13 protein-coding genes and 2 pseudogenes are annotated in these 12,800 nt (G+C 43.4%); 7 read left to right on the forward strand and 8 right to left on the reverse strand.

The features are described 5' to 3' along the window. Window positions 1-162 (forward strand): annotated as a pseudogene (locus RH85_RS22710) (tRNA 2-thiocytidine(32) synthetase TtcA); the annotation flags it as partial. A gap of 103 nt (window positions 163-265) precedes the next feature. On the opposite strand, the gene RH85_RS03880 reads toward RH85_RS22710, so the two are convergent. The 3 genes from RH85_RS03880 to RH85_RS03890 are packed head-to-tail and all read right to left on the reverse strand — an operon-like array spanning window position 266 to window position 2,542. After that, window positions 266-925 (reverse strand): DUF2987 domain-containing protein, encoded by a 660-nt coding sequence (locus RH85_RS03880; RefSeq protein ID WP_006710893.1) that lies wholly within the window; start codon window positions 923-925, stop codon window positions 266-268. Further along, window positions 925-1,752, reverse strand: a complete 828-nt coding sequence (locus RH85_RS03885) for a glucosaminidase domain-containing protein (RefSeq protein WP_006710894.1) — start codon at window positions 1,750-1,752, stop codon at window positions 925-927. Before RH85_RS03885 ends, RH85_RS03880 begins: the two co-directional genes overlap by 1 nt. After that, entirely contained in the window at window positions 1,745-2,542 is a 798-nt protein-coding gene (locus RH85_RS03890) for a DUF2189 domain-containing protein (protein ID WP_006710895.1), read from the reverse strand. The genes RH85_RS03885 and RH85_RS03890 overlap by 8 nt, the downstream gene beginning before the upstream one ends. A 429-nt stretch (window positions 2,543-2,971) precedes the next feature. On the opposite strand from RH85_RS03890, the gene potA reads away from it, so the two are divergent. The 5 genes from potA to RH85_RS03915 all read left to right on the forward strand — a co-directional run bounded on the left by potA (window position 2,972) and on the right by RH85_RS03915 (window position 8,064). After that, window positions 2,972-4,102 carry a spermidine/putrescine ABC transporter ATP-binding protein PotA gene (gene potA / locus RH85_RS03895; RefSeq protein ID WP_006710896.1) on the forward strand — a complete coding sequence of 377 codons (1,131 nt, stop codon included), beginning with the start codon at window positions 2,972-2,974 and terminating at the stop codon, window positions 4,100-4,102. Next, on the forward strand, window positions 4,086-4,943 hold the full coding sequence (gene potB / locus RH85_RS03900; protein ID WP_174269560.1) for a spermidine/putrescine ABC transporter permease PotB: 858 nt from the start codon (window positions 4,086-4,088) through the stop codon (window positions 4,941-4,943). The genes potA and potB overlap by 17 nt, the downstream gene beginning before the upstream one ends. Further along, on the forward strand, window positions 4,943-5,713 hold the full coding sequence (gene potC / locus RH85_RS03905) for a spermidine/putrescine ABC transporter permease PotC (RefSeq protein ID WP_005597977.1): 771 nt from the start codon (window positions 4,943-4,945) through the stop codon (window positions 5,711-5,713). The genes potB and potC overlap by 1 nt, the downstream gene beginning before the upstream one ends. 101 nt (window positions 5,714-5,814) lie before the next feature. Continuing rightward, window positions 5,815-6,849, forward strand: coding sequence for an extracellular solute-binding protein (locus RH85_RS03910; RefSeq protein WP_006710898.1), 1,035 nt, complete (start codon window positions 5,815-5,817; stop codon window positions 6,847-6,849). Window positions 6,850-7,026: 177 nt separating this feature from the next. After that, window positions 7,027-8,064: an extracellular solute-binding protein gene (locus tag RH85_RS03915; protein WP_006710899.1), complete on the forward strand. Its 1,038-nt coding sequence runs from the start codon at window positions 7,027-7,029 to the stop codon at window positions 8,062-8,064. Window positions 8,065-8,127: 63 nt separating this feature from the next. Here RH85_RS03915 and cobB read toward each other — a convergent pair. Continuing rightward, window positions 8,128-8,860 (reverse strand): annotated as a pseudogene (cobB, locus tag RH85_RS03920) (Sir2 family NAD+-dependent deacetylase). Window positions 8,861-8,980: 120 nt separating this feature from the next. Here cobB and RH85_RS03925 point away from each other — a divergent pair. Next, a complete protein-coding gene (locus RH85_RS03925) occupies window positions 8,981-9,160 on the forward strand; it encodes a hypothetical protein (protein ID WP_006710900.1) in 180 nt (59 codons plus the stop codon). Window positions 9,161-9,223: 63 nt separating this feature from the next. Here the strand turns inward: RH85_RS03925 and RH85_RS03930 are convergent, their stop codons facing one another. The 4 genes from RH85_RS03930 to fdh3B all read right to left on the reverse strand — a co-directional run. Then, the gene (locus RH85_RS03930; protein WP_006710901.1) at window positions 9,224-10,444 is read right to left on the reverse strand and encodes an ammonium transporter; all 1,221 of its coding nucleotides are present in this window, start codon (window positions 10,442-10,444) and stop codon (window positions 9,224-9,226) included. A 329-nt stretch (window positions 10,445-10,773) separates the two neighbouring features. Beyond that, a complete protein-coding gene (locus RH85_RS03935) occupies window positions 10,774-11,190 on the reverse strand; it encodes a hypothetical protein (RefSeq protein ID WP_006710902.1) in 417 nt (138 codons plus the stop codon). Further along, window positions 11,174-12,229 carry a formate dehydrogenase subunit gamma gene (locus tag RH85_RS03940; protein ID WP_006710903.1) on the reverse strand — a complete coding sequence of 352 codons (1,056 nt, stop codon included), beginning with the start codon at window positions 12,227-12,229 and terminating at the stop codon, window positions 11,174-11,176. Before RH85_RS03940 ends, RH85_RS03935 begins: the two co-directional genes overlap by 17 nt. Window positions 12,230-12,243: 14 nt before the next feature. Beyond that, the coding region (gene fdh3B / locus RH85_RS03945; protein ID WP_006710904.1) for a formate dehydrogenase FDH3 subunit beta at window positions 12,244-12,800 on the reverse strand (557 nt) is incomplete at its 5' end.

Here is a 12,800-nt window from a genome sequence, read left to right on the forward strand (position 1 = left end):
TACGAACTATTTGATTTTAAAGCGATTGACCGTCATTCGGGCGTGATTAACGGTGGTGATATTGGTTTCGATAAAGAAGAGATGCCAGTACAGAACTTCGCAGATGAAGATACCGTACAAGAATTTGATCCAAGCTTGAAGCTCGATGTAACCAATATCTAAGCTTGTTGGACAGATACTGACAAATAAAAAGGGGTCGCACATGCGGCCCCTTTTTTATTTAATCGGTTCTCTATCTACCAAGCTGTTTGTACGGCTTAATAAGCTAATCTGCTTTAGGTAAATATGGTAGCACTCGCGCGGTTGGTTGAGGCAACGTCATGTATCCATCTTCCCCAATCTCACTCAAAGCAATTTGAACTTTCCCATCCACAATCTGTTTCTGCTTGCCATCGCTCAATACCACCACAGAATTTAGATTATCAGCAAACTCCAAAGTAACGCCTTCAACATTGGGTGTAAACCAGCTGGCGAACATCCCACCCAACTCTTCTAAGATAGACTGCATTTGCGGTAACAACGCTTCAACCTGTTGGTAGGTTACTTTGCCAGCTAAAGGCTCTTTAGTCATCACAACCATCGAAAAATCACAACGCTGATTTTCTGGCGTATCGATAAATACCAAAGGATTCGCTGATCTAAGGTTATCATCGAGTGGCACTAGCACCTCTTGGTAATCTGAGATACTAAGCTCCTCATAATGTTCTTCTTTTTCCATCCACGCTTTTTCGATCTGACACAGTTTTTTTGTCTCAGCATTCAGGAAGAAAAAGCCAACTTTTACGTCTTCATGGCCTTCATTCGCATTCTGCTTCATGTGCGTATAAAGCTTTGAATAGGTGAACATGTATTCTTGCGCTTGGCTTGGTAAAGAAACAGCGCCAAACAGCGCTGCGGTAATCAATGTGAGCGTTACTTTTTTCATTATTGTGTAAGATCGTTATAGTCTGTCCAGAACTGATCATTGTGACGGATCATCGTCTGTAAGTCCTTGACGTATGCCTCACCCCGTTCAGAGTATTTCAATAAACCGTCGGTCAATGCGATCGCCGCCTGACTATCGATTAAACTCAGTTCATTCTCTTGACGGTCAAAGCGAATTTCACGTAAATCGTAGTAAGCTTTATTACGGTTCACGTTCATAAAATAGCGATGAATCGACTCTTGAACCGAATCAAAGCTTGCCACCTCATGTGACGCACCATCATTACGTTGTAACGGAACGAGACCGCAACCTTGGCTGTAGCACCATTGGCCAAAGTAGTTATTCGCTTGAGTCGCAAAGCGAGACGTTCCCCAAGCGGATTCGTTGGCGGCTTGAGTCATAACCAATGACTCCGGTAATACATTCACTCGGTGTAGCATTTTATCTAGCCATGGCTGAGTAATGCCTTGAGTTGTCACTTCAACATCGTAAAGTTTACCTAAGCGCTTGGCATAGCTCTTATCTTCACCGGTTAACGCACCTTGTGCAAAATGTTCCGCAATGCGTAATAACCGTGTGCGCTCTTTTTGCACTCTTTGATTTTCAAGCTCCACGCCCGGTCTCAAGTATTCAAAAAAGGACTGCTTCTTATCGGTCACGTCAGTGAAAGAGGAAAAATCAGGAGCAGAACCTACCGCTTGGCCAATAAACAAAATTTCGTTGCTAGCGGCCTGTTCAGTTTCTTTACTTGGATATTCAAATCGAAACCAGCCAAAGACCCCTAAACCAAAGGCCGCTGAAACAACGGCCAATTCTAACTTACGCATTAAACACCTGTGGATTGTTGTCGTCGTCATCTTTCGGGCGTTCCGTCGCAACAATTTTCAGTTTGATGCCAAACATATTGCGGTAGAGAATGCCTTTAACATGGAAGAAAAATGGCAAAACAAAAATCAAACCTAGCCCATAGAACATTGCCCCAGCGATAAACATCAGCATTAGCATGATGTAGATGCCGGCAAGAGGTAGTATTTTCTTGTTCACAGCACGCAGTGAGAGTAACAATGATTGCATTGGTGGGATTTTCTTTTCACAGATCAATAGGATCGAGTTACTGAATGCTAACGATAAGTAAAAAGAAACGAAGGGTAAAATCATGCTTGCAACACCTTGCAGCATCAAGCTAAACAGCGTCGCTAAAATGACTGGGATGGTGAATTGCAGCCCTTTGCCAATATGACGAGGCTTGGTATTCAGGCCAGCAGAATGGCTCATTGCCATTAAACAAATACCTGCATAAATCGGTGCGCTGATCACTTCATAACTAAAGTTAGCGATAAAAAGCGCTTGTACGATATCAGGGCTAAACGCCGCAGGATCGGCCATTGCTTTAAACAGCAATGACGGATCACCTAGTTGCAGTTTTAGGGCGATGTAGAAAATCGCTAACTGTACAAACATCAAAATGATGATGGCTGGTGAGAACGATAAGAAGTTCTTAATCGTACACTCCCAAGCTTCACGAAATACTTCTCCGGCTTTCAAGTCGTATTGGCCGGAGATAGCGCGTTCAACGCTTCCGCCCAAGTTAAAGTCTTTCTCAATATCATTGTTCATTGTTTAATCCGGTGTTGTCTTCGTTATATTGGCTGACCACAGCTGAGCAAAATACCGCGAATATTGTTCTTGTAGCAAATATAACGCTGTAACCAAAAATTGCGGTGAAGGCCATTATACGCAAAGCGGCGCAACACACACATCGAATCTGCTTCCTACTCTTGCTTTATTGCCTATTTGGCTGATAATTAACCCGCAAAGCCAAAAAAAGCGCATCATTCGCTGGCGATCGCGCCGCTAACTACCAAATGCGTTAAATAAGCAAATCGTATAAAAACAGTATGGTAAATAATGTTTACTTTTACCTGTAAAATTTTTTCGGGCATTAGGTAAGAAAATGCTTTGATTTCACACTTTTGGTGATTATCATGCGCGCCTCTATTTGTATAACTACAGGCCATTGACGGAATCGAGTTTAAATTGGCCGATGTGGGAGAAAAACAGACGTTGAACAAACAAACAGCAGAGCAACCAGTTATCCGTTTAACTGGTATTAGTAAGAGTTTCGATGACAAGGAGATCATCGGTAATCTTAACCTTGATGTTAACCATGGTGAATTCTTAACAATTCTTGGTCCATCAGGTTGTGGTAAAACCACCGTTCTTAGGATGATCGCCGGTTTTGAAACCGCGGATAATGGCAGCATTATCTTAGATGGCCAGAACGTTACTGAAGTTCCTGCTGAGCAGAGACATGTCAATACTGTGTTCCAGAGTTATGCACTATTCCCTCATATGACCGTATTTGAGAATGTTGCGTTTGGTTTACGCATGCAAAAAGTACCTAGCGCTGAGATTGAACCTCGCGTTATGGAAGCTCTACGCATGGTTCGCCTTGAAAAAATGGCTCAACGTAAACCGCATCAACTATCAGGTGGTCAGCAACAACGTATCGCTATCGCGCGCGCTGTTGTCAACAAACCTAAAGTACTGCTTCTTGATGAATCACTATCAGCACTGGATTACAAACTACGTAAACAGATGCAGATTGAGCTTAAGCAGCTACAGCGTCAACTAGGTATCACCTTTATCTTCGTTACTCACGACCAAGAAGAAGCGTTGTCGATGTCAGATCGCATTATCGTTATGCGTGATGGTGTTATCGAACAAGACGGTTCTCCGCGTGAAATCTACGAAGAACCAAAAAACCTATTCGTTGCCCGCTTTATCGGTGAAATCAACGTATTCAACACCACGATGCTAGAGCGCATCGATGATAAGCGTATCCGCGCTGAACTCGAAGGTGTTGAATCTGTGGTTTACTACGAAAAAGAAGCAAACGCAGGTGACAAACTGCAAGTGCTACTTCGTCCAGAAGATCTTCGAATTGAAGAGATCAAAGAATCTGAACAGAAAGGCATTGTCGGTTACGTGACTGAACGTACCTATAAAGGTATGACGCTAGATTCTGTTATTGAGCTTGAATCTGGCATGCGTGTAATGGTTAGTGAATTCTTCAACGAAGATGATCCAGATGTCGATCACTCACTAGGTCAAAAGGTGGCAATTACCTGGGTTGAAAGCTGGGAGGTGGTACTAAATGATGAGCAAGAAATTTAATCTTCAAAACGCGATCATCACTCTGATTGTTACGTGGTTAGCACTGTTTGTGCTAATCCCTAACCTAATGATCATTGGTACCAGTTTCCTAACGCGTCATGAAGCTAACCTAATCGACATGACATTTACTTTGGACAACTATATTCGTTTAGTTGATCCACTGTATGCAAAAGTGCTGATGCACTCTTTCTACATGGCGATTATTGCAACTCTATTGTGTCTAGTGATCGGTTACCCGTTCGCTTACATCGTAGCGAAGATGCCTCCTAAGTGGCGTCCATTCATGTTGTTTTTGGTTATTGTACCATTTTGGACTAACTCGCTGATTCGTACATACGGTCTTAAAATCGTATTAGGTACACAAGGTATCTTGAATAAGTCGCTAATGGCGATGGAAATCATTGATAAGCCGCTACGTCTGATGTACACCGAGACAGCAGTTATGATCGGCTTGGTTTACATCTTGCTACCATTCATGATTTTACCGCTTTACAGTGCGATCGAAAAACTCGATAACACCTACCTTGAAGCGGCGAAAGATTTAGGCGCAAACAAATTCCAAACGATCACTCGCGTGATCCTACCGCTAACGATGCCAGGCATCATCGGTGGTTGTTTGTTGGTGTTGCTCCCTGCCCTAGGCATGTTCTACATCTCTGACCTTCTGGGCGGCGCGAAGAACCTGTTGATTGGTAACGTGATTAAGAGCCAAGTACTCAATGCACGTGATTGGCCGTTTGGTGCCGCAACCAGTATTGCACTGACTGTTGCGATGGCGATTATGCTTTATGCCTACTACAGAGCGGGTAAATTGTTGAATAAGAAAGTGGAGCTAGACTAATGGGACGCACAGTTAGATTTAGCTTTATGGCTCTGGTATACGCATTCTTATACCTGCCAATTATTGTTTTGATCGTTAACTCATTCAACGCCAACCGTTTTGGCATGAAATGGGGTGGCTTTACCACTAAATGGTACGAAACGTTAGTAAACAACGACAGTTTAATGCAGGCCGCGTGGCACTCTTTAAACGTTGCGGTATTTTCAGCAACAGCTGCTACAATTATTGGTAGCTTAACGGCGGTTGCCCTATTCCGTTACTCTTTCAAAGGTAAAGGTCTAGTAAACGGTATGCTTTTCGTTGTCATGATGTCTCCTGATATCGTAATGGCGATTTCATTACTGGCGTTGTTCCTAGTTATGGGCGCGCAACTTGGCTTCTTAACCTTACTTGTGGCGCACATTACCTTTTGTTTGCCATTCGTTGTAGTAACGGTTTATAGCCGTCTTAACGGTTTCGATGTGAAGATGTTGGAAGCAGCTAAAGACTTAGGCGCAAGTGAGTGGGTAATTCTAAAGCAGATCATCCTACCTCTTGCTAAACCAGCCGTTGCTGCTGGTTGGTTGCTAAGCTTTACGTTATCACTTGATGACGTGATCATCAGTTCATTTGTAACTGGTCCAACATACGAAATTTTGCCATTGAAGATTTACTCAATGGTCAAAGTGGGCATCTCTCCAGAGGTGAATGCCCTAGCAACAGTCATGCTGATTGTTTCTTTAGCTCTCGTAGTAACCTCGCAGTTACTTGCAAGAGAAAAAGTGAAGTAGAATCGCAGGCTTTTCACGAAACAGAATGGTAATAAAGCCATTCTGTTTTTATATAGACGCTCGGTATAAACGAGCAACGTTTGGTTTGGAGACTAACGTCGATGAAAAAATGGGCTACTCTATTAGCTGGTAGTGCATGTGCGCTTTCACTGTTCTCTGGTTCAGTTGCAGCGGACGAAAACAAAGAATTGGTATTTATGAACTGGGGTCCTTACATTAATAGTAATATCCTAGAACAGTTTACCGAAGAAACTGGTATCAAAGTTATCTATTCTACTTATGAGTCGAATGAAACTTTGTACGCGAAGCTAAAAACGCATAACCAAGGTTACGATCTAGTTGTTCCTTCTACGTATTTCGTTGCGAAAATGCGCGACGAAGGCATGCTACAGAAGATTGACAAGTCAAAACTGACTAACTTGAAAAATCTAGATACCAACTACCTAGATAAGCCTTTCGATCCAAACAACGACTACTCTATTCCACACGTAGTTGCGATCACAGGTCTTGCAGTTAACACTGACATGTACGATCCAAACGACTTCCAAAGCTGGGCTGACCTATGGAATCCTGAGCTTGAAGGTCAAGTAATGCTAATGGATGATACTCGTGAAGTATTCCACATTGCACTACGCAAACTAGGTTACTCTGGCAACTCGACAGATCCAAAACAAATCGACGAAGCTTACGCAGAACTTCGTAAGTTAATGCCAAACGTTCTACTATTTAACTCTGACAACCCAGGCGCACCATACATGTCTGGTGAAGTTGGTGTTGGTATGCTTTGGAACGGTTCTGCAGCGGCAGCACAGAAAGAAGGTCTACCTCTTAAGCTTGTCTTCCCTAAAGAAGGCGGTATTGGTTGGGTAGATAACTTTGCAATTTCTTCTGGTGCGAAAAACGTAGAAGCCGCTCACAAGATGATCGACTTCCTACTACGTCCTGAAATTGCAGAACAAATCTCTGGTGATACCGGTTACCTAACAGCGGTTAAAGCGTCTAACGATAAATTCCAAGACGTTGCTCCACTGTTCCCATCTCAAGAAGATCTTGACCGCGTAGAATGGCAAGACTCTGTTGGTGACTTGACTGTGAAGTACGAAGATTACTTCCTAAAGCTTAAAGCTGGTCAATAATCCAGATTGAAACAATAAAATAGGCAGCATTAGCTGCCTATTTTTATTTGGTACTGATATAATCACGCCTGCTAATTTTCTCATTTAGCAATAAACAACTTTTTATACTCAATACTACTCAGAGGATGTTATCAGGATTGATAATGTGCTGATTTAGTAGGATAAAACGGAAATATAATGAAAAGTAAAATCTGTGCAGGCGCACTATGCGCAGCTAGCCTATTCGCCACTTCAGCGATGGCTGCTGATCAAGAACTTTACTTCTACAACTGGTCTGAATACATTCCAAACGAAGTTCTTGAAGACTTTACAAAAGAAACTGGTATCAAAGTAATCTACTCTACGTACGAATCTAACGAAAGTATGTACGCAAAGTTGAAAACTCAAGGTGCTGGCTATGACTTGGTAGTACCGTCTACTTATTTTGTATCAAAGATGCGCAAAGAAGGCATGCTACAAAAAATTGACAAGTCAAAGCTGTCACACTTCGCAGACCTCGATACAAACTTCTTAAACAAACCTTTTGACCCAAACAATAGCTACTCTATCCCTTACATCTGGGGTGCGACCGGTATTGGTATCAACTCAGACATGCTAGATAAATCATCGCTAACCAAATGGGATGATTTCTGGGATAGCAAATGGGAAGGTCAACTAATGTTGATGGATGACTCACGTGAAGTTTTCCATATTGCATTAACAAAGCTAGGTTACTCACCAAACACCACCAATCCAGATGAGATTAAAGCGGCTTACGAAGAGCTTAAAAAGCTAATGCCAAACGTATTAGTTTTCAACTCTGACTTCCCTGCTAATCCATATCTTGCTGGTGAAGTATCACTTGGTATGCTTTGGAATGGTTCTGCTTACATGGCTCGCCAGGAAGGCGGCAAGATCGACATCATTTGGCCAGAAAAAGGCACTGTCTTCTGGATGGATAGCCTTGCGATTCCTGCTGGGGCAAAAAATGCTGATGCAGCGCATAAGATGATCGATTTCTTACTACGTCCTGAGAATGCAGCAAAAATCGCACTAGAGATTGGTTACCCTACTCCAGTGAAAACTGCACACCAGTTACTTCCAAAAGATTTTGCTAACGATCCAAGCATCTTCCCTCCACAAGAAGTGATGGATAGCGGTACATGGCAAGATGAAGTAGGTGAAGCGAGCGCGCTTTACGAAGAATATTTCCAAAAGCTGAAAGTGAACAACTAATCCACTTTCGTTCTACGGAAAATAAAAAGCGGCTTCAAGCCGCTTTTTTTAATTGTTAACTGCTTATGCACTTTTTGCATCGGCTACCGCAAGGATCTCCGCGACTAAACGCGGAACTTCAATGCTTGCTTTGCCATAACGCTTCTCTTCAAACTCACTTTCAACCGCGCTTGGCTCTAAGTTTATTTCGATTGTATGCGCGCCATGCATGCGTGCATCGTGGACAAATCCAGCAGCAGGATAAACCACCCCAGAAGTACCAATCGAAACGAATAAGTCCGCTTTTTCAATCGCAGCATATATGTCACCCATACGCAGCGGCATTTCCCCAAACCAAACAATATGAGGACGCATTTGCGCTGGAATTTGGCAGCAATGACACAGTTCGCCAGTTTCAATGTTGCCCGTATGCTCAATCACTTGATTCGACTCACTGCAGCGCGCCTTCAATAACTCTCCATGCATATGGATAATATTTTGGCTACCACCACGTTCATGCAAGTTATCAATATTTTGCGTAATCACCGTTACAGAGCCATCTAACTGTTGTTCTAACTGGCCTAAAGCGATATGAGCGGCGTTGGGTGTCACGCCCTCACCTTGCAGTTTTTTTGCGGCGTTGATTATAGAAGTCCTGAACTAAATCGGGATCACGCTCAAACCCTTCCGGAGTCGCCACGTCTTCTATACGATGATTTTCCCATAGGCCATCTTGGGCACGAAACGTTTGAATTCCAGACTCGGCTGAGATACCTGCACCAGCTAGTACTACAATATTTCTATAAGGGAAATTCATAACCATTCCTTGTCATTCTTTTTCTTAAGCTTAACACTGAAAGAATAACTACAGTAGTAATATGGATTAGACCATGGTCGTATGAATTCGGGTTTGATTTGATTTTTGAGAGGATAAACAATGATAAAAGCATCTCTAGTGCTGCTAATGCTGACTAGCTTAGCGGGCTGTCAACTGACCAAAGTTGAAGGTGAAATTGATGATGTTGAAGTAAAAGTAAGTACAAAAGACAGTGATAAGCGCCATGACGGCGACTACAAATTCTGTCCACCTGGACAAGCTAAAAAAGGCAATTGCTAAGAGTGGCATAATCTGACGTACTGCCACTCTTTTTAGACGTATAACTAAGAGGTCAAAATTCGTTTAGTCTTCATTGATAGACGAAATCTTATGAATCGATAGGTCGGCCCCATTAAACTCTTCTTCTTCCGACAAGCGCAAACCAGTTACGGCGTTGATCGCACCATAAACTGCAAGTGCACCTAGTACAGCAACGCTGATGCCTAACGCCGTTCCTAACAGTTGTACTGTCAAGCTAACACCACCTAACCCACCTAATACCGTGTCGCCAAAGATACCCGCAGCAATACCTCCCCACGCACCGCACACACCATGTAGAGGCCAAACACCAAGAACATCATCAATTTTGGTTTTGTTCTGTAAATAGGTAAATAAGTAAACAAACAATACGCCCGCGACCATACCGGTTGCCAACGCGCCAATCGGATGCATCAGATCGGAACCTGCACAAATGGCGACTAATCCCGCGAGAGGACCATTGTGAATAAAGCCGGGGTCATTTCGTCCTGCGATAAGAGAGGCAACAATACCGCCGACCATCGCCATTAGAGAGTTCATCGCCACAAGACCACTGATCCCTTCTAACGTTTGAGCTGACATAACATTGAAGCCAAACCAGCCGACAGAAAGAATCCATGCGCCTAGCGCCAGAAAAGGGATGTTCGAAGGCACAAAGTTAGTATGTTTACCTGCACGGATGCGCCCTTTCCGCATACCTAAAAATATCACCGCAACAAGGGCGATCCAACCGCCAACCCCATGGACAACCACCGAACCGGCAAAATCATGAAAACCCGCCCCAAACTGCGCTTCAAACCAAGATTGCACGCCAAAGTTACCATTCCAGATCATTCCTTCAAAGAACGGATAAACGAGCCCAACGGTGAAAAAGGTTGCGATTAACACCGGATAAAAACGCGCACGCTCAGCAATACCGCCAGAAACGATAGCGGGAATAGCCGCTGCAAACGTCAGTAAAAAGAAGAATTTCACCAACTCGTAGCCATTACCTTGCGACAACGTTTCGGCATCAGCAAAGAAAGTACCACCATAAGCAACCCAGTAGCCAATAAAGAAATAAGCCAACGCAGATATACCGAAATCAGCAATTATTTTCACTAAGGCGTTAACCTGATTTTTTTGGCGCACCGTTCCTACTTCAAGAAACGCAAAACCTGCATGCATCAAAAAAACCATAATTGCGCCCAGCAACAAAAACAGCGTATCAGAACTTTGAGTTAGTGTTTGTACAGCGCCATTAACTTGGCTCACAGTTACACTCATTATTTTTCTCCATCATTTATTCTCGCACTATTCCTGTGCAAATAAGTTTGCTTCTCACCAAATTGGTTAAAACAATAGGCCGACGGCTAAGGGAGCAATTTACGTTCCAATTACACTGCGTTTAATGAATTAGTTTAAGATTATGATTTATATAGTTTTTACTTTAACAACGATGTCACATACAGTTTAAATAGCGACGTATTTTGCACAGAAATAGGGAGGACGCACTATGATGAAGCACGTTATTGGAAAGGTTTACACCCTACCGGCTTTCTTGCATAAAAAAAGCCAGTCATCATGACTGGCTTTCTCAATATTAGCTTGTTTATCTACAGATTCGGACCTGTTGATGGACGGTGCAACTGATTGTTTCGCAGTTGACGCATACCTTGTAGCATACGCATAAACCAAACAAGAATCGCAAGCCCCGCAAGCACCATACCGATGATAGGAATTACATAAGCAATCTTATCGAGTATGTTGCTGTGGAACCAGTAATCTTCAATCCCCGCGAGTACACCGTTTGTCGTCGCCACAGTAACAATGAGGACGACAAAGAAGGTTAAGTATAAGAAGAAGGTACGAATCAAACCATAATAATGGGAATTGATCACTTCACCATCTTCGTTCTTATCCAAACGGTAACCTGCGTAAATAATCGCAATTACACCAGAAATCAAAAAGGTAAACGGCGTTAAAAAGCTTAGAAAATACGCGACCCAAATACCATTATGATGCTTGTTCATCGCTCTTCGCTCCTTTTTCTAATCCGTTTGACTGCTCCGGCGTTGCATCTGGCATCGCTTCGTTTGATTTTACTTCCGCATACCAAAGGTCATGGTGCTCTTTTGCCCAAGTTTCATCAACTTCACCTGTCACCATACCTTCCAAGGCACCTTCCATACCGAATAGACCGATATAGATATGGAAAATAAAGCCACAAATCAAGATAAGAGCCGATAGCATGTGCACAAGGTTAGAAATTTCCATATCACGACGTGTTTGACCGAAGATAGGGAAATCCAACACTAAGCCACTTAGTGCCACGGTTGCGCCAAATACGATCAACAACCAGTAAATCGCTTTTTCACCACCGTTGGAGAAACCAGCAGAAGGATGCGTGCCTTTATGTTTACCAACCATGCCGCCCATTTTCATGAACCAGCGCATATCCGTCATATTCGGAATTGACTTACGCCACCACTTGAGTAGCACAAAGGTCAACAATACGAAGAACAGAGGCCCGACATAGTTATGGAACTGTTTTGCCAACATGATGACAAAGCCCCAGAACTCACTTGGCACGTATGGTTTCAAGAAGTGCTTACCGTAAACTAACATCAAACCACTAAATGCTAGTGATAAGAAGGTAAACGCCATACTCCAGTGCAATGCGCGATCCCAACGAGACCAGCGTTTCATCTTTTTACCGGTACGGGGTTTACTTAGCATCAATGGACCAACAAACACGTAGGCCATGATAACCATTGCAATGCTGCCGAAAATCGCGACAGCACCCGCTGGCGACATCCATTTCTCTTTCAGTACATACCATGTTGCACCCGGAGTACTGATCAAGACACCGTGCTCTGGTGATTTTGAGGTGGTATACCCTGCTTCACCTGCACGTACTTCTTGCCAAAAATCAGCGCCGGCTAACTGTGTCATCTCTGTTTGATCTACTGGCGCCGACTCTTTTGCTGCCGCAGGTAGCGATAGAGCCATTGCCAGTGCTGCCAAAAATGGCAGCACAACAAGAGATAGACGTTTAAATAGAGGGGTCATATCTCTCTCCAGAGTTAACTTTTTGTCGCATCGTAAGAAAGATCGTTGCCATCTGTCCAGCCAGCGTTTTTCGCGCCACGTTCAACAACACGTTGGCGGAAGATGTCTGAAATTTTCTCAGCATCACCAGCAAGCAGTGCTTTTGTTGAACATAGTGAAGCACACATAGGTAGCTTACCTTCAGCAATACGGTTAGAACCGTAAAGCATACGCTCTTTCTCAGAACCAGGTTCTGTGTTTGGACCACCTGCACAGAAAGTACATTTGTCCATTTTACCACGTTCACCAAACGCTTCTTGTTTAGGGAACTGAGGCGCACCAAATGGGCAAGCGAATAGACAGTAACCACAACCGATACAAAGATCTTTATTGTGTAATACGATGCCATCTTCTGTGTGCTCAAAACAGTCTGCTGGACAAACGGCCATACACGGCGCATCTGAACAGTGCATACATGCTACTGAGATAGAGTTTTCACCCGGCTCACCATCATTAAGGGTAACAACGCGACGACGTTGGATGCCCCATGGCACAGCTTCGGTGTTTGCATTCTTACATGCAGTGACACAAC

The organism is Vibrio ichthyoenteri ATCC 700023, from assembly GCF_000222605.1.
In the GTDB taxonomy this organism is placed as follows: Bacteria; Pseudomonadota; Gammaproteobacteria; order Enterobacterales; family Vibrionaceae; genus Vibrio; species Vibrio ichthyoenteri.